This window comes from Nereida sp. NH-UV-3 (genome assembly GCF_042939535.1).
GTDB lineage: Bacteria > Pseudomonadota > Alphaproteobacteria > Rhodobacterales > Rhodobacteraceae > Nereida > Nereida ignava.
Genome location: NZ_CP132157.1, coordinates 872,745 through 890,994, shown reverse-complemented (window position 1 = coordinate 890,994; position 18,250 = coordinate 872,745). Strand labels below are relative to the sequence as shown.

The following is an 18,250-nucleotide window of genomic DNA, read 5'->3' as shown; positions in this document are numbered from 1 at the left end:
AGAGCATCATGCAAACCCAACCCAAGGCGAGCCATTTTGTGGACGGCAAATACCTCGAAGATACTGCGGGCACGCCAATCGACGTGATTTACCCCGCAACTGGCGAAGTAGTGGCCACAGTTCATTCGGCCACTGATGCGGTGATCGAAGCGGCGGTGCAAAGCGGTCTTCGGGCGCAAAAAGAGTGGGCCGCGATGACCGGCACAGAGCGTGGCCGCGTGTTGCGACGGGCCGCTGACATCATGCGCGCGCGCAACCATGATCTGTCTGTCCTCGAGACCTATGACACGGGCAAACCCTACTCGGAAACCTCTGTCGCGGATGCCACGTCTGGTGCGGACGCGCTTGAGTATTTCGGCGGGCTGGCAGGCTCATTGACAGGCGAGCACATCCAGCTGGGCGATGATTTCGTCTACACGGTGCGTGAGCCATTGGGGCTTTGCGTTGGGATTGGCGCGTGGAACTACCCCACGCAGATTGCGTGCTGGAAAGGCGCGCCCGCCTTGGCCTGCGGCAACGCTATGATCTTCAAACCATCCGAAACCACACCGCTTTGTGCGTTGAAAGTTGCGGAAATCATGATCGAAGCAGGCGCCCCTGCGGGCCTTTACAACGTGGTCCAAGGCTTGGGTGATGTGGGGGCAAAACTGGTGGGCGAACCGCGCGTCAACAAAGTGTCGTTGACGGGCTCTGTGCCAACGGGACGCAAGGTCTACGCGGCCGCTGCGACGCAGATGAAGCACGTCACGATGGAGCTTGGCGGCAAATCCCCCATGATCGTTTTTGAGGACGCTGATATTGAAAACGCCGTAAGTGGCGCAATCTTGGGCAATTTCTATTCCTCAGGTCAGGTGTGCTCAAACGGCACCCGTGTCTTTGTGCATGCAGACATTCTTGAGCAGTTTCTTGAGCGGCTCTGCGCGCGCCTCGATACGGCAATCATCGGTGATCCGATGGACCCTGAAACAACTTTCGGCCCCATGGTCAGCGCCGCGCAAATGGAGATCGTCAAAGGCTTCATCGCCAAAGGCGAGGCCGATGGCGCGCGTCTGGTCTATGGCGGCAAACAGCTGGACCAAGAAGGGTTCTACCTTCAGCCGACTGTGTTCGCGGACGTCACAGATGACATGACAATTGCCCGCGAGGAAATTTTCGGCCCCGTGATGTCCGTGTTGTCATTCACCTCCGAAGAAGAAGTTCTGGCCCGCGCAAATGACACGGAATTCGGGCTGGCCGCAGGGGTGTTTACCAAAGACATCACCCGCGCGCACCGCGTGGTGAAAGGCTTTGAGGCAGGCACGTGCTACATCAACACCTATAACCTTGCCCCTGTTGAGGCCCCCTTTGGCGGTGCGAAAGCCTCCGGTGTGGGCCGCGAAAACTCGAAAGAGGCGATCAATCACTACTCGGAAGTAAAGACCGTCTACGTGGCAATGGGGGACGTTGAGGCCCCGTTTTAAACGGTTAACCTTTCGCCCGATTTGACTTGCGCCATGGGGCGTTGGGGCACATCTTAACGAAATGGTAAGATGTGCCTTTTTCCTTTTTCTGACCCTGTTTTCAGCAACACTTGCTACGGCTGACCCGTCAGGTGTCATTCGTGTGATTGATGGCGACACCTTCGATGTGGGCGGCGAACGTGTGCGGTTGCACGGCATTGATGCGGTCGAAGTAGGCCAAACCTGCCGCTCTGCACAGGGCGTGCGGTGGGACTGCGGCACCTATGTCCAAGACGAAGTGCGCGCCCGTTACCAAGGCCAGCGCGCAACCTGCAAAACCCGTGATGTGGACCGGTATGGCCGAATCGTGGCCAAATGTTTCGTAGCGGGCCGCGACGTGGGCGCAGAACTTGTGGCTGGTGGATTGGCGCTGGCCTACGTGAAATACTCACGCGATTACGTCACCCTTGAAAAATCGGCTTCCGTGCAAAACCGCGGCCTCTGGTCAAGTACCTACGAACGTCCCGCCGTGGCGCGCCAACAAGCGGCCCGTGGCCGTGATGCACCGGACCCAAACTGTGCGATCAAAGGCAACATCTCAAAGAACGGCCACATCTATCACATGCCCGGCGATCGGTTCTACGCGCGCACGGGCATCAATGAAAACCGCGGCGAGCGCTGGTTTTGCTCGGCATCTGAAGCGCAGCGCGCAGGTTGGCGGCGTGCGGGGCAATGATGCGCGGTTACGGGTCCAACGTGTAAGGCAGGATTTCACGACTATTTGGGTCCGCGTTCAAGCTGCGCTCAAGGGGCGGAACAGATCGTTGGTGGCAATTTGACCGCTCACAAATACGGCACGACACGCCGATCGGTTCAAAAACATGGGGCCCCGAAATATCCATTCCGTCGGCGTAAATGATTTGCGGTGCATGCTGCACTTCGCAGCCAAGGGCAATGGCATAGCGGCGCGTGGGTGCATCAAAAGCACCACCTGATTTACTGACGTCACGGGCGATGCTGATGTAGCGATGCCCATCAGGGGTTTCGGCCAGTTGGCGCAAGAAACGCCCCGGCGTTTCAAAAGCGCGGTGGACATTCCAAAGTGGGCAGGCCCCACCGAAGCGGGCGAATTGCAGCCTTGTAGAGGAGTGACGTTTGGTGATCGTGCCTGCCGGATCAACGCGCACAAAGAAGAACGGAATCCCTTTGGCACCGGGCCGCTGCAGGGTGGAAAGCCGGTGTGCGACCTGCTCGATTGAGGCGCCGAAATGCGCGGCCAACCGTTCAAGATCATGGCGAGTACTGCGCGCCACATCCAAAAACTCGCCGTATGGCATCATCGCAGCGCCCGCGAAATAGTTAGCAAGACCAATCTTGGCAATGTCGCGCGCCTCAGTCGTTTGAAAGCGGGCCAGATCAAGGGTCGCCTCAAGCAGCTTGTCGTGGGTCAGTAGGGCAATTTGCACCAGTGCCTGAAAGCGGTAAGTGGCGGGGCTTGCGCGTTCAGAAATGCGCAAACAGCGCGTGGCCGGATCATAGCGCCGCAACGGGCCTGCGTCCGTGCGCAGCAACATCACGCCGATCTCGTCAAATGCCTCATCCAGGGTCAGTTTACGCAATGCAAAGTTTTCAGCAGCCACATCGACTGCATCAATGTAGTTGTCGCAATAGTGAAAAAAGTCGCGCACTTCTTCCCACGGCGACAGGCGCAGCCCCGTGCCATCGCGCCCGAGGGCCTCGTCGAGCGAGGCAAGCCTGTCGTGCACTTCGCGGTAGGCTTTGTGCAAATCCAGAAACGACTTGGCAAAAGCAGGTGCGTTTGAGCTGATTAATTGAAGGTCGGGCAGGGGGACTTGATCGGGGAAAACGGGATCGGCCAAGGCCTCGCGGATATCCGTGACCATCCGCTCGGCCTCGCCCATGGATAGGCCGCGCACGTCATACCCAAACTCGGACGCCAGCGCCAAGACAACCCCCGTCGCAAGGGGGCGGTTGTTGTTTTCCATCTGGTTTAGATAGCTCAAGGACACGCCCAACCGCTCAGCGAAAAGCTTTTGGGTCAGGCCGTGCTTGGTTCGGATGTCGCGTAGCTTTACGCCAGCGTAGAGTTTTTGCTGTGCCATCCCAAAATATTTGCAAATACGCTGCGGTTAATCAATGGGTTTGCAAAGTTACGCTTGGCGGGCCAATTGGCGCTCTCTGTGAATTGTGTAGAGGATACACGCCAGTGCGGCGAACGACGTCAGCATCATGATCCACAGCAGTGGCCATGCGCCGGTCTCTTCATTCAGCATGATGCCCGCCATGGCCGACAACGCAGCACCACCGCCGATCATGATGGCGCTTCCCAGACCAGATGCAGTGCCCGCAAGTTGTGGACGCACGCTTAGCATGCCCGCAGTGGCGTTGGGGATGACCATGCCGTTGCCCAATCCCACGGTTGTCATGAAGCCGAAAAAGACCAACTCCGTTTGGATGCCCGCCAGAAAGGTCAGGAACAAAAGTGTCATTCCAAGGGTGATCAAAATAGCGCCCACAAGCACCATCATGTTCACGCCGACGCGGGCTGCGTATTTGCCTGTGATCCAATTGCCTGCAAAATACCCCAACGCTGGTGCGCCAAACAAAAAGCCAAGCATTGCTGGATCAAGGTCAAAAAGGGTCGTGCCCACAAACGGCGCGCCACCAAGGTAGGCGAAAAACGCGCCCGATGCGAAGGCAGACGCAAGGCAGTAGCCCCAGAAGCGTTGTGAGAGAAGCAAATGGGGATAGTCGCGGATTTGGGCGCGAAAACTTTGGCCGGCGCCCAAACGGTCTGCGGGAAGTGTTTCCCCCAGATCCACATAAACGGCGTAAAGCATCGCCACACCAAGCCCGAGCAGCAGCCAGAAATTGGCCTGCCATCCAAACGCTTGATCCAGAACGCCGCCGATGCCGGGGCCAATCATCGGCACGATCGACATGCCCATGGTTACATATCCGATCATGCTGGCGGCTTGATCCGTGGGCACCATGTCGCGGACCACGGCACGCGACAGCACTAGCCCTACGGCCATCACTGCCTGTGCCATGCGCGCGGCCAGGAACCATTCGGTCGTTGGGGCCACAAGGGTGCCAAGCGTTGCCAGACAAAAAAGAGAAAGCCCCCACAGCAGCACCGGCCGGCGGCCGTATCTGTCAGACAGCGGGCCAATAACGATCTGCAGCGCGGCACTTACCGCAAGATAAAGCGCGACTGACAGCTGCATCACTGCGTAGTCCGCCCCGAAGTGTGCCGTCATCGTTGGCAGCGAGGGCAGAAAGATGTTCATCGTCAGCGCAGAGATGCCTGCGAGCGAGATGAGGGTTGCGATGTGGGGAGCCTTACGCGCTGGCTGCATGGTAAACTTCATGACTTTGCTTTAGCGGGTTTGGGGCGGCAAGGGGAAGCGGTTTTATATATTCGCAGTTTTGCAATTTGCATATGCTATTATATGCAAACTACGCAGCTTGGCGAAATAAGCCTTCTGTTGGGGCGCGGTTAAGCCTATGGTCAGCGCAACTTTGTGCAGTCGCAGCATTTGTGACACTCCATGCGTTGATAAAGGGGACACCCGATGAAAGATATCCTGAGTGAACTTGAGGCCCGCCGTGACGAGGCCCGCATGGGTGGTGGCGAACGCCGTGTCGCAGCACAACACGCCAAAGGCAAGCTGACCGCGCGCGAGCGTATTGATCTGTTGCTTGATGAAGGCAGCTTCGAAGAATTTGATATGTTCGCGGCGCACCGCTGCACCGAATTTGGCATGGAAAAGACCAAGCATCCGGGTGATGGCGTCATCACCGGTTGGGGCACGATCAATGGCCGCATGGTCTATGTGTTTTCACAGGATTTCACAGTTTTGGGTGGCTCGGTCTCGGAAACTCATGCCAAGAAAATCTGTAAGATCATGGATATGGCCGTGCAAAACGGCGCACCCGTGATTGGCCTGAATGACAGTGGCGGCGCGCGCATCCAAGAGGGTGTCGACAGTCTTGCCGCCTACGGCGAGGTGTTCCAGCGCAACATTATGGCCAGCGGTGTTGTCCCGCAAATCAGCGTGATCATGGGGCCGTGCGCGGGTGGCGCTGTTTATAGCCCCGCGATGACTGATTTCATCTTTATGGTTAAAGACACCAGCTACATGTTTGTAACCGGTCCCGACGTTGTGAAAACCGTCACGAACGAAGTGGTCACCGCAGAAGAGTTGGGCGGTGCGTCGACGCACACGCGTAAATCAAGTGTTGCGGATGCGGCATTTGAGAACGACGTCGAGGCGTTAACCGAAGTGCGCCGCCTTGTGGATTTGCTGCCGCTTAACAACAAAGAAAAGCCGCCAGTTCGCCCGTTTTATGACGACGTGCAGCGCATTGACGACAGCCTCAGCACGCTGATCCCTGACAACCCGAACACGCCTTATGATATGAAAGAGCTGATCACCAAGCTGGCGGACGAGGGCGACTTCTACGAGATCCAAGAAGAATTCGCCAAGAACATCATCACCGGTTTTGTGCGTCTTGAGGGCTCAACCGTTGGTGTTGTGGCCAACCAGCCGATGGTTTTGGCGGGGTGTGTGGACATTGATAGCTCGCGCAAGGCGGCCCGTTTTGTGCGCTTCTGTGATGCGTTTGAAATTCCGATTTTGACCCTTGTTGACGTGCCGGGCTTCTTGCCGGGGACCAGTCAGGAGTACGGTGGCGTCATCAAGCACGGTGCAAAACTGCTCTTTGCCTACGGCGAGGCGACGGTGCCGAAAGTAACAGTGATCACGCGCAAGGCCTACGGCGGTGCCTATGATGTGATGTCGTCCAAGCACCTGCGCGGCGACATTAACTATGCATGGCCCACAGCGGAGATTGCTGTGATGGGTGCCAAGGGCGCGACGGAAATTCTGTACCGTTCTGAATTGGGTGACGCGGATAAGATTGCGGCGCGCACAGCGGAATATGAAGACCGCTTTGCCAACCCGTTCGTGGCCGCCGAGAAGGGCTTTATTGACGAGGTCATCATGCCCCAATCAACGCGCCGCCGCGTGTGCCGCGCGTTTGCGTCCCTGCGCGGCAAACAGCTAAGCAACCCTTGGAAAAAGCACGATAACATTCCGCTATGATCCGAACTTGTCTGCCATATCTGATGGGCGCGGCGCTGCTGCCATCGTTTGCTTTCGCGATGGCGGATGTGGCGGATTTAGCGTTGCCGTCAGGGCAGACCGTGCAGATGCATGAGGTTTTGACCCTAGAGGATGTGGTGCGGTTCCGTTTGATTGCCCCTGAGATTACGCGCGACGCTGGCGGTCTGAAATATGCGGATGTTGAGTTAGATTTTCAGCAACTCTGCGAGGAATATGCGCTTCATTGGCTTGACGAAAAAGCGCTGCGTCCTGAGCAGATTGTGATCTCCCTTGCGGATCGTGCGGTGCCGTTTGGGGCTGCGGATGCACGCGCGACGCAGTTCTTTGAGGCGTTCTCGCGCGATGGTGCGCGCTGTGTTTGGGAGCAATTCTGATGCGGTCCTGTGCAATTAATCCTGATGCGCGCCTACGCCCGACCTGTGACCAATTTGCAGCGGGATTTCGCGCGATTTTGCAAATAAAGTATCTTTTGATCTCTGGAGTGACTATGGTTTTGGCTATGTCTGCATGGGCAGGCTTTAACACGCACGCAGTGTGCTGGCGCAACGCCGGTACAGATGCATTGGGCACTGGGAGTATTTCATGTCGCAAACACTTAAACTCGTCGCCGTTCTTGGGGTTACTGCATTCTTGGCAGCATGTGCTGGCAAGCAAGCGGATGATGTTGTCATCATTGAGCAAGAGCCGATCAGCCAAGAGCCTGCTTTCACAGGCAAATACAAGTAATTACTCACGCGGGATGGCGGTTACGCCCTCCCGCTTCCATGCAGCATCTTATTCAGGGGGTGCGGTATGTTGAAACACCGCGGCTTTCCGGGCCGTTTACCTGGGACTGATTTCCAATTTGTCATTCGCCGTCCTGCAAAAGCAGGGCCGACCAAGCTTGTCTCGCGTGAGCGGTTTCGCGACCGCCGTCCGCCCGATAAGCGCGCAGACGAAGGCTTTATTCGCGCCCTTTGGGAGCATTTCGGCGATCAACCTTTTGAGCGCGGCAATCTTGATGCGGGCCGCCTAAGCTGGTTTTTCGGGCGTGAAGTGATCCCTGCGGAAGACCCGTTTGATCCTGAAAGTTACGAGGCGATGTTGGTGATTGATGTCGCCCGCGCGCAGGCTTCGTTTCCCGAGGTGATCGTGTGATGCGCTCTTTTGCTTTTGAATTTCTGACATTTAAGACCGGTGCTGCCTTTGGGCCAGCCCATGAAAGGACACCCCATGTTTAAAAAGATCCTGATCGCCAACCGCGGTGAAATTGCATGTCGTGTTATCAAGACCGCGCGCAAAATGGGCATTGCGACTGTCGCTATTTATTCGGACGCTGACCGCAACGCGCTGCACGTGAAGATGGCCGATGAAGCGGTTCACATCGGGCCTGCACCGGCCAATCAGTCCTACATCGTGATCGACAAAGTGATGGATGCAATTCGCCAAACGGGCGCGGAAGCGGTCCATCCGGGATACGGCTTTTTGTCTGAGAATAAACTTTTCGCCGAGGCGCTTGCGGCAGAAGGCGTTGCCTTTATCGGGCCACCCGCTGGCGCGATTGAGGCGATGGGCGACAAGATCACATCCAAAAAGTTGGCCCAAGAAGCGAACGTATCGACTGTGCCCGGGTACATGGGCCTGATCGAGGACGCGGACGACGCGGTCAAAATCTCTAACCAAGTGGGCTACCCTGTGATGATTAAGGCCTCTGCTGGCGGCGGCGGCAAGGGGATGCGTATTGCGTGGAATGACACCGAAGCCCGTGAGGGGTTCCAGTCGTCCAAGAATGAGGCGGCCAACAGTTTTGGTGATGACCGCATTTTCATCGAGAAGTTTGTGACACAGCCGCGCCACATCGAAATTCAGGTGCTGGCGGATGCGCATGGAAACACGCTTTATTTGGGCGAACGCGAGTGCTCTATTCAGCGCCGCAACCAAAAAGTCATTGAAGAAGCACCCTCGCCGTTTTTGGATGAGGCGACCCGCAAAGCCATGGGCGAACAGTCCTGCGCCTTGGCCGCTGCTGTGGGCTATACGTCCGCTGGTACGGTTGAGTTTATCGTGGACGGCGACCGCAACTTCTACTTCCTCGAGATGAACACACGCCTTCAGGTGGAACACCCTGTGACCGAGTTGATCACTGGTGTTGATTTGGTTGAGCAGATGATCCGCGTGGCATACGGCGAGGCACTGTCCCTTAAGCAAGAAGACATCAAATTGAATGGCTGGGCGATGGAAAGCCGCCTTTATGCGGAAGATCCGTATCGCAACTTCCTGCCGTCAATTGGACGTTTGCAAACCTACCGCCCGCCGCTTGAAGTGGCCGAGGAAACCCGTGTTGTGCGCAATGACACGGGTGTTTTTGAGGGCGGCGAAATCAGCATGTATTACGACCCGATGATCGCAAAGCTGTGCACATGGGGCCCTGACCGTGCGACCGCGATTGAGCATATGCGCAACGCGCTTGACGGCTTTGAGATGGAGGGGATTGGTCACAATCTGCCGTTCCTTGCAGCGGTTTATGACCACGAGAAATTCACAAGTGGCAACATCACGACGGCCTTCATTGAGGAAGAATATCCTGACGGTTTTGAAGGTGTGACCCTTGCGGAGGCTGATCTTAAGCGTCTCGCGGCGTCGGCGGCAGCGATGTACCGTGTTGCCGAAATTCGCCGCACGCGCGTCTCGGGCCGCATGGACAATCACGAGCGTAAAGTTGGCCAAGATTGGGTCGTCGTGACAGGCGGGACGGAAATGCCCGTGCACATCGATGCAGACCAAGCTGGGGCCAGTGTCCGTTTTGATGATGGCAGCACGCACCGTATTGAAAGCACATGGACCCCGGGCGACACGCTTGCGGAAGTCTTTGTTGACGGTGCGCCGATGCTGATCAAGATGAACAAAGTGACTGCCGGTTTCCGCATGCGGTGGCGTGGTGCTGAAGTGATCTTGAAGTGCTACACCCCGCGTCAGGCCGAGCTTGCCCGTTTGATGCCTGAAAAAGTGGCGCCTGATACATCAAAGCTGCTGCTGTGCCCGATGCCCGGATTGATTGTGAAAGTGGACGTAGCGGTTGGTGACGAAGTGCAAGAAGGCCAAGCTTTGTGCACCGTGGAGGCGATGAAGATGGAGAACATCCTGCGCGCCGAAAAGACCACGAAGATCACCAAAATCAACGCCGCTGCGGGTGACAATCTGGCGGTTGATGACATCATCATGGAGTTCGAATAACCCAAATGTCTGCGCAACGGCTGTATCATAACATGCCGTATTCGGTGGTTGCTTTCGTGGCGCTGGTGCCCGTTGCTGCAGTCTGGGTTTTTCTGATCGGTGGGGGAATTTTGCGCGCCGGTGGCGTGTTTGAATACCCCCTTGATGATGTCTACATCCATCTCGCCATGGCCGAGCAGATTGCGCTTGGTGGTTACGGGGTGAACGCAAATGAGGCTGCTAGCGCGGCCTCATCGCCCCTTTATCCCTTTCTTCTGGCGCCTTTTGCCCAAGATAGCATCGGGCGGATGGTGCCGTTTGCGCTTAATCTGATCGCGATGGTTGGGGCGGTTTTGGTTTGGGCGCTGATCTGTTGGCGGGCTTTGCCCGAGGACAACGCGGGGCGCGTGTGGGTGTTGATCGGCGCCGGGCTGGCGCCTGCGGGATTGAACCTTGCGGGCGCTACAATGACCGCGATGGAACACACCCCCCACATTGCTGCAACGTTGATGATTGTGGCCGGTTTACAAAAATGGGTGCAAGGGCGCGGTGTGTCGTGGATGTTGGTGGCGGGTATTTTGCTTGCGCCGGCGCTGCGTCTTGAGGGGCTTGCCTTGGCTGTTGCTGCAGCGGTTGTGATTGGTGTTGATCGGCCAAAGCTGGGTGTGATAATGGGTGCCGCTGCCCTTTTGCCGATTACTGCATTTATGGTGTTTTTAAGCAGTCTGGGACTTGAACCCCTGCCAAGCTCGGTGGTGTCAAAACTTAGTGATGGGATCAGCCCAAGTGGCGGGGCTTTGGCGCAGTTTTTTGGCGGTGTAGCGCAAAACCTCAATCAAACGGGCGGGCTGTTTTTGGCTGCGCTCAGCGGTTTTCTGTTGCTGTCGGTACGCGGTGTCTCTGGACGGATGCGTGGCGCGGCTTTGGCTATTTCAGCGGCAGGGTTCGCGCATCTGGTGCTAGGACGGATCGGCTGGATGGACCGCTATGAGGCCTATGCGTTGTTGATGCTGGCTGCGGGATTGATCATGGCGGGGCAGTGGCGTGTGCCCAATGTGGCGGTGATTGCGGCGTGTTCGGGCCTGCTGCTTTGGCAACAAAAGGATTTCATCGACAATCCGCGAGCGATCCACCTTCAGCACACGCAAATGGCGCGGTTCGCCCAAGATTTTGCGAAAACTTCTGTAGCGGTAAATGACTTGGGTCGCGTGGCGTGGGGCAATGACAATTATGTGCTGGATTTATGGGGCCTCGCCAATGCGCAGGTCCGTGAGATGCGCCTGAGCCAGCCGCAAGATGGCTGGGCGGGCGAGTTGGTACGCGCGCAGAATGTCCCGCTGGTGATGGTCTATGATCACTGGATTGATGAGGGGCTGGGCCGTGATTGGACGCGGCTTGGTGCTTTGCGCATGCAAAACCCCGCTGGTTTTCTGGGCGGCGCAGAGGTGCAGTTTTATGCAGCTGATCCCGCGTTTACGACGTCGCTAACTGTGGCGCTTCGTTTGTGGGAAAAAGGATTACCGCGGGACGCGGTTTTCGAATTTGCCGAGGAGGGCGTATGAGTTATTCCGCCGTCAGACCTTCACGGATTTCACGCTTGCGCACGGGCATTTTGTCGATGGTCCGCGACAGTTCGCGTACGTCCCACGGAAACGGTTTGCGCAGTTTGATGCCACCGTCTTTGCCGATCAACGCCAGCATAAATCCGCGTGGTCGCAGCTTTTTGCGCAGCGCAGAGTTGGCAGTAGGCGCTGTGTCCACCATCACAACCACGTCGCGCTCGGCCAGGTCATCTGCGCGGGCGGCAAGCAGTTCCATTTGCTCGATGAAACGCGGGTCATTCGGGCTGTCGGCGAAAACAACAATGGGCCGTGCGAGCCATTTGAAATCATCAAGGCTAACTGCATCTGTGGACAGTACCACCGCCCGATCAGCGCGCCATTCATCCACTGGCGACAGCACGGGTGACAAGGGGGCGTCAGCCGCAAGGGCCGGACCACAACTGATAAATGCGCCAAGCGCGAAAGCTAAAACTCGTTTCATACGTAATGATATAATTACCAATTTCCCGTTGCACAGCCCAAGGAGGCTCAGATGACGAAAAAGACCGAAAACAAAACCGAATGGACTGAATTGGCCAACAAAGAACTGCGTGGCCGTCCGCTTGATGATCTAAAGTGGCAGACGCCCGAAGGTATCGAAGTGCAGCCGGTTTACACAAGTGATGACGCCGAAGGGCTTGAGCATATGGGCGGCATGCCTGGCAGCGCGCCGTTTACGCGCGGGCCGCGTGCGACGATGTACACAGGCCGTCCTTGGACGATCCGTCAGTATGCGGGCTTTTCCACTGCTGAAGAAAGTAACGCCTTCTACCGCAAAGCACTTGATGCGGGCCAGCAAGGCGTTTCGGTTGCGTTCGATCTGGCAACGCACCGCGGGTATGACAGCGATCATGAACGTGTTGAGGGAGACGTCGGCAAGGCAGGTGTGGCGATTGACAGTGTTGAAGATATGAAAACGCTGTTTGATGGCATCCCGCTTGATAAAATTTCGGTCTCTATGACGATGAACGGCGCGGTTATTCCTGTGTTGGCAAGTTTCATTGTGGCGGGCCAAGAGCAGGGCGTGCCGACCGAGCAGTTGTCCGGGACCATTCAAAACGACATTCTCAAAGAGTTCATGGTGCGCAACACCTACATTTATCCGCCGGAGCCTTCGATGCGGATTGTGGCGGACATCATCGAGTTCACCAGCACCGATATGCCCAAGTTCAACTCGATCTCGATCAGCGGGTATCACATGCAAGAGGCGGGTGCGAACCTTGTGCAGGAGTTGGCGTTTACGCTGGCTGACGGGCGCGAGTATGTACGCACGGCCATCGCCAAGGGGCTTGATGTTGATGCGTTTGCAGGGCGGCTTTCGTTCTTTTTCGCCATCGGCATGAACTTCTTTATGGAAGCGGCAAAGCTGCGGGCAGCGCGCTTCCTTTGGCACCGCATCATGGAAGAGTTTGAGCCCAAAAAGCCGGGCTCACTGATGCTGCGTACACACTGCCAGACCTCTGGTGTGTCACTGCAAGAGCAAGACCCCTATAACAACATCGTTCGCACGGCCTACGAGGCGATGTCAGCGGTGCTGGGCGGCACGCAGTCTTTGCATACCAACTCGTTTGATGAGGCGATTGCGCTGCCGACAGAGTTCAGCTCGCGGATCGCGCGCAACACCCAGCTCATTTTGCAAAACGAAACTGGTGTCACCAATGTGGTCGATCCGCTGGCGGGCAGCTACTACGTTGAAAAACTGACCGCTGACTTGGTGGATGAAGCGTGGAAGCTGATCGAAGAAGTCGAGGAAATGGGCGGGATGACCAAAGCGGTTGCCTCAGGCATGCCAAAACTGCGCATCGAAGAAGCCGCTGCGCGCCGTCAGGCGGCTGTGGACCGCGGCGACGAAGTGATCGTTGGGGTCAACAAATTCAAGCTGGATAAACAGGACGAGATCGACATCCGCGATATCGACAATGCGTCTGTGCGCGACAGCCAGATCAAACAACTTGAGCGGATCAAAGCGACCCGCAACCAAGCCGATGTGGATCACACGCTGCATGCGCTGTCCCAAGCAGCAGAAGATGGTACGGGCAACTTGTTGGCTTTGGCGGTGGAGGCCGCACGTGCGCGGGCGACTGTAGGAGAAATTAGTATGGCGATGGAAAAAGCGTTTGGCCGTCACCGCGCTGAAGTTAAGACGTTGGCGGGTGTTTATGGTGCCGCATATGACGGTGACGCAGGGTTCGCCGCGATCCAGAAATCTGTCGAAGATTTCGCCCAAGAGGAGGGCCGCCGCCCACGGATGCTGGTCGTCAAAATGGGCCAAGACGGACATGATCGGGGCGCCAAAGTAATTGCGACCGCCTTTGCAGATATCGGGTTTGATGTGGACGTTGGCCCATTATTCCAAACGCCGGAAGAAGCGGCACAAGACGCCATCGACAACGACGTGCATGTGATCGGCATCAGCAGCCAAGCAGCGGGTCATAAGACGCTTGCGCCCAAACTGGTTGAGGCGCTGAAAGCTGCAGGTGCTGGCGACATCATTGTGATCTGTGGTGGCGTGATCCCGCAGCAGGACTATGATTTCTTGTACAACTCAGGCGTGAAGGCGATCTTTGGGCCGGGGACAAATATCCCCGAAGCCGCGCAAGATATCCTGCGTATCATCAAAGAGACGCGCAGCTAAGCTGTCTGAAGTGAAGGTCGGAAACGAAAAAAGCCCACGCGTGATGCGTGGGCTTTTTGTTGTTCGTTCAAGAGCGTGGCCTAGGCGGCGACGGCTTGTTCTTTTTCGTCGCGTCGTGCGGCAATCTTGAGGGCCGCAAAGCCCAAAATTGCAGAGACGACAGAGCCTGCCAGAACACCTACGCGGACTTGGTTCATCAAGGCCGGATCATCAAAGCTGAGTGAGCCGATGAACAACGACATTGTGAAGCCGATACCGGCAAGGCAGGCAACGCCGTAGATGTGCAACCAATTGGCACCAGCGGGCAATTTTGCCAGTCCCGATTTGACCATCAGCCATGTGATGCCGAAGACACCGACCTGCTTACCGACGATCAAACCAAGTGCGATACCAAGTGGCAGTGGGAGGAAGATGTCCGTCACAGACATGCCCTTGAAGACCACGCCTGCGTTGGCAAAAGCAAAGATCGGCACGATCAGGTACAGCACGTAAGGCGACAAAGCGTGCTCGAGTGAGTGTAGCGGTGACTTGCCCCATTTGTCCTTGAGCGGGATACAGAACGCCGCAACAACACCGGCCAGCGTTGCGTGAACACCGGACTTCAAAACAAAGACCCACATGATTGTCGCAAGCAAAATGAACGGCGCAATACGGTGCGCGCCTTTGAGGTTAAGCATCACCATACCAGCCAGCGGGATCAGCGCGAGGTAGAGATAATCGACCTGCAGATTGGCTGTGTAGAACAGCGCAATAATAATGATCGCACCCATGTCATCCAAAATCGCAAGGGTCAGCAAAAACACCTTAAGCGAGGACGGCACGCGGTCACCCATAAGTGCAAGCACACCAAGGGCAAAGGCAATGTCTGTTGCCGCAGGGATGGCCCAGCCTTTGATGCTGACAAGGCCAGAGTTCAAGGCGAAGAAAACAAGTGCGGGAACAACCATTCCACCAACAGCGGCCATACCCGGAAGCACCACATCGCGCGGATTTTTCAGTTTGCCCTCAAGCAGCTCTTTCTTCAGTTCAAGACCGATTAGAAAGAAGAAGATCGCCATCAAACCATCGTTAATCCACAAGATTAGAGGCTTGGCGATGCCCTCATCATTAAGTTTGACTGAGAAATAGGAGTTCAACCAGCTCTCATAAAACGGTGCGAGCGCCGAGTTTGCGACGATAAGCGCCGCCACGGCAGAGAGCATAAGCAAGATCCCTCCGGAGGCCTCGGAGGAAAAGAAGCGATCGATAGCGCGTTGTAAGGGCATTTGACTGTCCATTTGGTTATTGTTGTGGGTAACAGCTTTTGCTGTCACATAGTCCTCAAAATGGTGTTTAGCGGGTGATTTTCAAGATATCTGACCTGCGAAATCGTCCGAAATTAACCGTAATTTGACCGTTTCAGCAGGCCTGCCTGATTTACATGTGTTGGGAGGGCGCTTTGCACTGACAAAGGTCTCAAAAAGGCGTAACTTGGCGGTATGTCGATTTGGTCTCGAATAGCTGATGCATTATCTGCGCTCACCTTGGGTGAGGGCCTGTCGAGCGTATTTGAAAAGCTGCGCACCCCGCCTGAGCGGACTGTTGGTTTTACCATCGCGGTAATCGCTTTGGGGGCAAAAATGGCAAAAGCTGACGGGCATGTTACCCGTGACGAGGTCACTGCCTTTCGCGAAGTTTTCCATATTCCCGCACAAGAAGAAGATCAGGCAGCACGGGTTTTTAACCTTGCCCGTCAAGACGTTGCGGGCTTTGATATTTACGCCGCGCGGATTGCAAAGATGTTTGAGCGCGATAGTCATGTGATTTACGACCTGATGGAAGGGCTGTTCCATATCGCACTTGCGGACGGTGTCTATCATCCCAACGAGGATGATTTTTTGCACGAAGTCTCGAACATTATGGGGCTGTCCGAGGCACAGTTCCGACAGCTTCGCGCGCGATTTGTGGAAGGCGCGCACAAAGACCCCTACGATGTTCTGGGCGTCACACCGAGCACCCCTCTGAGCGAAATCAGAACCGCATGGCGCGCCCTTGTGCGCGATACCCATCCAGACCGTTTGGCTGCGCGCGGCTTGCCGGCAGAGGCTGTGCGGATGGCTGAAAAACGTCTGATAGATGTTAACGCTGCTTGGGACGAAATTGCGGGCCAAAAAGTACACTGAGCCTTTTGGGACTTCAAATTTGGACAATCGATTTTAGGTGAATGGTATGAAAAGTATTCTTTATGTTGCTGCGATAACCTTTGCTTTGACGCTTTCGGCTACGGCGCAGGACGTGGCGCAAGAACAGCCAGAGCAAGATGAACGATCGTTGATGCAGCGCGGTTTTGAGATGTTCTTTGAGGGGCTTTTGAACGAAGTAGAGCCGCTTAAGGAAGATTTGGATCAGCTGTCCGACGCTCTTGAGCCATCTTTGCAGGCGCTGATCGAAGAGTTTGGCCCTGCGTTGCGCGATTTGGCAGACAAGATCGACGACGCGACACGTTATGAAGCGCCCGAGGTTTTACCGAACGGCGACATCATTATCCGCCGCAAAGAAGACGCGGCGCCAAACACGGACGCACCCTCAGCAGACGGGCAGATCGAGATTTAGCGGCGGCGCATGTTCACTTGTGGCTTAGCATCTAGGCTGCTGCACAGAGACATAAAGCGAGCTTCGGCGACCTCACCGTAAAGGGGCTGCGCATCCGCCGATAGAACCAGTTCCAAAACCTTTTTCTTGGGATACCACTTCAGCTCGCCCATGGGCGTGTCCGCCTGCATCCAAAGCATCGCGCCAAAACGAATGGCTTTGCCCAGAATTTCAGCCTCGCGTTGGGCCTCAACAGGGAGCAGGGAAGACAGCTCCTCAAAGCGCGTGCCTTCACGGTTGTTGCGGTAGCGGTGCAGCAGGGCAAGGCCAAGGTAGACGCGCTCTGCGTGCTTCAAACCACCAAGGTTTGCGCGTGTTGCAGTATCAAAACACACCTCGGCACGGTAGTCAGGGTGGGCACGCCAGCTGACGTCATGAAGCAAACAGGCGGCTTTCACCATACGCTTGCGTCCATCGGGTAGGGCACGAAACAGCGGTTTGATAAAGGTATAAAGCGTGCGGCCAAAGCCGGGTAGGCGGGCGTCTTTATCTTCTGCAAAGCGGCAGGCTTCGATCAAAGGATCACGTTCGCGCAGGCGCTGCGGCATCTGCTCATAGAGCATGCCTTCGCGGATCCCATAGCTTGAGATGGCGATGTCTTTGGGCTTGAAACGGCTTGTCAGCACTTTGAGCACCTCAAGCGCGTAGGGCACAAGCGCCATGCGGCTGCCCGAAATGCCGCACAATTGGCGCAGTTCTTCAAGATCGTGGCCAGCTACAAATTCGGCAGTTGCACGCACGGATTTTGATGTCATCCGGTATTCATGCAGCACGTGCAGCGGATAGCCCAAACGCTCCATATCAATGCGTGCGATGGCCCGCCACGAACCGCCTACCAAGAATAAGCGGTCATTTTGATCGCCCATTTTTGCGTGCAGCTCATCCATGACCGCTTCGATGTGGGCCTTGCGCCCTTTCTTGCCGCCTTTGATATCGCGCAGCTTGAGCGGACCCAAAGGCGATGTTTCGCGCTTACCAACGCGTCCGTCACGCAACTCGGCCAACTCAAGCGAGGCGCCACCGATATCGCACACCAGCCCGTATGACTTGGGCCAGCCAAGCAACACACCTTGTGCAGAAAGGCGCGCCTCTTCTTTGCCGTCGATGATCCAAAGCTTCAGGCCGGTTTGCGCCTCGACCTCGTCTCGAAAGGCCAGCCCGTCAGAGGCTTCGCGCACGGCGGCTGTCGCAACAGTTGTCAGCGGTGGGATCCCCAAGCCTTCGGCAAGTTTCACAAAGCGCAAAATAGCAGCCAGCGCACGGGTGCGTCCTTCGGGATTCAGATGACCCGTTTCGGCAAGCCCCGCCCCCAAACCGCACATGATTTTTTCGTTGTAGAAATACGCAGGCGATCGCGCAGCGCCGTCAAAAATGACCAATCGAACTGAGTTTGAGCCAACATCAATCACACCAACCCGTGACAAAGCACGTGCAGACGTTTCTTGGAAAAGGGGTCTGCCGAACGGGCCCCATTCGGAGATGTCATCGCCAGTGCTATCTTGACGCGGAGCGCTTTTGGGGGTGCTGGTTTTGGTCATTGCGCATCCGTCTTTGGCCACTTGCGCCTCTTGTATGGCCGATTTTGGCCGTGGCGCACAATCC

General features: G+C 56.3%; 16 protein-coding genes. 11 read left to right on the top strand and 5 right to left on the bottom strand.

Annotation, left to right across the window (positions count from 1 at the left end; translation table 11 throughout):
* Positions 1-8: 8 nt before the first annotated feature.
* Positions 9-1,460, top strand: a complete 1,452-nt coding sequence (betB, locus tag NeNHUV3_RS04310) for a betaine-aldehyde dehydrogenase (RefSeq protein WP_391482697.1) — start codon at positions 9-11, stop codon at positions 1,458-1,460.
* Between the two features lie 61 nt (positions 1,461-1,521).
* Positions 1,522-2,175 carry a thermonuclease family protein gene (locus tag NeNHUV3_RS04305; RefSeq protein ID WP_391482696.1) on the top strand — a complete coding sequence of 218 codons (654 nt, stop codon included), beginning with the start codon at positions 1,522-1,524 and terminating at the stop codon, positions 2,173-2,175.
* 7 nt (positions 2,176-2,182) lie between these two features.
* On the opposite strand, the gene NeNHUV3_RS04300 is transcribed toward NeNHUV3_RS04305, so the two are convergent.
* Together NeNHUV3_RS04300 and NeNHUV3_RS04295 are read right to left on the bottom strand one after the other, a co-directional pair.
* Positions 2,183-3,562 carry a short-chain fatty acyl-CoA regulator family protein gene (locus tag NeNHUV3_RS04300; RefSeq protein WP_334066273.1) on the bottom strand — a complete coding sequence of 460 codons (1,380 nt, stop codon included), beginning with the start codon at positions 3,560-3,562 and terminating at the stop codon, positions 2,183-2,185.
* Between the two features lie 48 nt (positions 3,563-3,610).
* The gene (locus NeNHUV3_RS04295) at positions 3,611-4,831 is read right to left on the bottom strand and encodes a multidrug effflux MFS transporter (RefSeq protein ID WP_391482695.1); all 1,221 of its coding nucleotides are present in this window, start codon (positions 4,829-4,831) and stop codon (positions 3,611-3,613) included.
* A 204-nt stretch (positions 4,832-5,035) separates the two neighbouring features.
* Here NeNHUV3_RS04295 and NeNHUV3_RS04290 point away from each other — a divergent pair, with 204 nt between their 5' ends.
* The 6 genes from NeNHUV3_RS04290 (at position 5,036) to NeNHUV3_RS04265 (ending at position 11,343) form a co-directional block, all read left to right on the top strand.
* The gene (locus NeNHUV3_RS04290; protein WP_391482694.1) at positions 5,036-6,568 is read left to right on the top strand and encodes an acyl-CoA carboxylase subunit beta; all 1,533 of its coding nucleotides are present in this window, start codon (positions 5,036-5,038) and stop codon (positions 6,566-6,568) included.
* Positions 6,565-6,963 (top strand): DUF6497 family protein, encoded by a 399-nt coding sequence (locus NeNHUV3_RS04285; protein WP_391482693.1) that lies wholly within the window; start codon positions 6,565-6,567, stop codon positions 6,961-6,963. Before NeNHUV3_RS04290 ends, NeNHUV3_RS04285 begins: the two co-directional genes overlap by 4 nt.
* 208 nt (positions 6,964-7,171) lie before the next feature.
* Positions 7,172-7,315, top strand: a complete 144-nt coding sequence (locus NeNHUV3_RS04280) for a hypothetical protein (protein WP_177193447.1) — start codon at positions 7,172-7,174, stop codon at positions 7,313-7,315.
* Positions 7,316-7,381: 66 nt separating this feature from the next.
* Entirely contained in the window at positions 7,382-7,726 is a 345-nt protein-coding gene (locus NeNHUV3_RS04275; protein ID WP_048597328.1) for a hypothetical protein, read from the top strand.
* 75 nt (positions 7,727-7,801) lie between these two features.
* Positions 7,802-9,802, top strand: coding sequence for an acetyl-CoA carboxylase biotin carboxylase subunit (locus tag NeNHUV3_RS04270; protein ID WP_391482692.1), 2,001 nt, complete (start codon positions 7,802-7,804; stop codon positions 9,800-9,802).
* Positions 9,803-9,807: 5 nt separating this feature from the next.
* Entirely contained in the window at positions 9,808-11,343 is a 1,536-nt protein-coding gene (locus NeNHUV3_RS04265) for a hypothetical protein (protein ID WP_391482691.1), read from the top strand.
* A gap of 1 nt (position 11,344) precedes the next feature.
* Here the strand turns inward: NeNHUV3_RS04265 and NeNHUV3_RS04260 are convergent, their stop codons facing one another.
* Complete coding sequence (locus tag NeNHUV3_RS04260) at positions 11,345-11,824, bottom strand: DUF4174 domain-containing protein (protein ID WP_391482690.1); 480 nt, start codon at positions 11,822-11,824, stop codon at positions 11,345-11,347.
* Between the two features lie 51 nt (positions 11,825-11,875).
* Here NeNHUV3_RS04260 and scpA point away from each other — a divergent pair, with 51 nt between their 5' ends.
* Positions 11,876-14,017, top strand: coding sequence for a methylmalonyl-CoA mutase (gene scpA, locus NeNHUV3_RS04255; RefSeq protein WP_341245983.1), 2,142 nt, complete (start codon positions 11,876-11,878; stop codon positions 14,015-14,017).
* 80 nt (positions 14,018-14,097) lie between these two features.
* On the opposite strand, the gene nhaA is transcribed toward scpA, so the two are convergent.
* Positions 14,098-15,282 carry a Na+/H+ antiporter NhaA gene (nhaA, locus tag NeNHUV3_RS04250; RefSeq protein WP_391482689.1) on the bottom strand — a complete coding sequence of 395 codons (1,185 nt, stop codon included), beginning with the start codon at positions 15,280-15,282 and terminating at the stop codon, positions 14,098-14,100.
* A gap of 213 nt (positions 15,283-15,495) precedes the next feature.
* Here nhaA and NeNHUV3_RS04245 point away from each other — a divergent pair, with 213 nt between their 5' ends.
* Together NeNHUV3_RS04245 and NeNHUV3_RS04240 are read left to right on the top strand one after the other, a co-directional pair.
* The gene (locus tag NeNHUV3_RS04245) at positions 15,496-16,179 is read left to right on the top strand and encodes a molecular chaperone DjiA (RefSeq protein ID WP_341245981.1); all 684 of its coding nucleotides are present in this window, start codon (positions 15,496-15,498) and stop codon (positions 16,177-16,179) included.
* A gap of 46 nt (positions 16,180-16,225) precedes the next feature.
* Positions 16,226-16,609 carry a hypothetical protein gene (locus NeNHUV3_RS04240; RefSeq protein WP_391482688.1) on the top strand — a complete coding sequence of 128 codons (384 nt, stop codon included), beginning with the start codon at positions 16,226-16,228 and terminating at the stop codon, positions 16,607-16,609.
* Here the strand turns inward: NeNHUV3_RS04240 and NeNHUV3_RS04235 are convergent.
* The gene (locus NeNHUV3_RS04235) at positions 16,606-18,186 is read right to left on the bottom strand and encodes a Ppx/GppA family phosphatase (protein WP_391482687.1); all 1,581 of its coding nucleotides are present in this window, start codon (positions 18,184-18,186) and stop codon (positions 16,606-16,608) included. The two genes, NeNHUV3_RS04240 and NeNHUV3_RS04235, sit on opposite strands and share 4 nt — an antisense overlap.
* Positions 18,187-18,250 lie beyond the last annotated feature (64 nt).

What these genes read in the sequence shown, in the direction of transcription:
- betB (WP_391482697.1), top strand. Translation starts at nt 9, where the DNA reads ATGCAAACCCAACCCAAGGCGAGCCATTTTGTGGACGGCAAATACCTC.
- NeNHUV3_RS04305 (WP_391482696.1), top strand. Translation starts at nt 1,522, where the DNA reads ATGGTAAGATGTGCCTTTTTCCTTTTTCTGACCCTGTTTTCAGCAACA.
- NeNHUV3_RS04300 (WP_334066273.1), bottom strand. Translation starts at nt 3,562, where the DNA reads ATGGCACAGCAAAAACTCTACGCTGGCGTAAAGCTACGCGACATCCGA.
- NeNHUV3_RS04295 (WP_391482695.1), bottom strand. Translation starts at nt 4,831, where the DNA reads ATGAAGTTTACCATGCAGCCAGCGCGTAAGGCTCCCCACATCGCAACC.
- NeNHUV3_RS04290 (WP_391482694.1), top strand. Translation starts at nt 5,036, where the DNA reads ATGAAAGATATCCTGAGTGAACTTGAGGCCCGCCGTGACGAGGCCCGC.
- NeNHUV3_RS04285 (WP_391482693.1), top strand. Translation starts at nt 6,565, where the DNA reads ATGATCCGAACTTGTCTGCCATATCTGATGGGCGCGGCGCTGCTGCCA.
- NeNHUV3_RS04280 (WP_177193447.1), top strand. Translation starts at nt 7,172, where the DNA reads ATGTCGCAAACACTTAAACTCGTCGCCGTTCTTGGGGTTACTGCATTC.
- NeNHUV3_RS04275 (WP_048597328.1), top strand. Translation starts at nt 7,382, where the DNA reads ATGTTGAAACACCGCGGCTTTCCGGGCCGTTTACCTGGGACTGATTTC.
- NeNHUV3_RS04270 (WP_391482692.1), top strand. Translation starts at nt 7,802, where the DNA reads ATGTTTAAAAAGATCCTGATCGCCAACCGCGGTGAAATTGCATGTCGT.
- NeNHUV3_RS04265 (WP_391482691.1), top strand. Translation starts at nt 9,808, where the DNA reads ATGTCTGCGCAACGGCTGTATCATAACATGCCGTATTCGGTGGTTGCT.
- NeNHUV3_RS04260 (WP_391482690.1), bottom strand. Translation starts at nt 11,824, where the DNA reads ATGAAACGAGTTTTAGCTTTCGCGCTTGGCGCATTTATCAGTTGTGGT.
- scpA (WP_341245983.1), top strand. Translation starts at nt 11,876, where the DNA reads ATGACGAAAAAGACCGAAAACAAAACCGAATGGACTGAATTGGCCAAC.
- nhaA (WP_391482689.1), bottom strand. Translation starts at nt 15,282, where the DNA reads ATGCCCTTACAACGCGCTATCGATCGCTTCTTTTCCTCCGAGGCCTCC.
- NeNHUV3_RS04245 (WP_341245981.1), top strand. Translation starts at nt 15,496, where the DNA reads ATGTCGATTTGGTCTCGAATAGCTGATGCATTATCTGCGCTCACCTTG.
- NeNHUV3_RS04240 (WP_391482688.1), top strand. Translation starts at nt 16,226, where the DNA reads ATGAAAAGTATTCTTTATGTTGCTGCGATAACCTTTGCTTTGACGCTT.
- NeNHUV3_RS04235 (WP_391482687.1), bottom strand. Translation starts at nt 18,186, where the DNA reads ATGACCAAAACCAGCACCCCCAAAAGCGCTCCGCGTCAAGATAGCACT.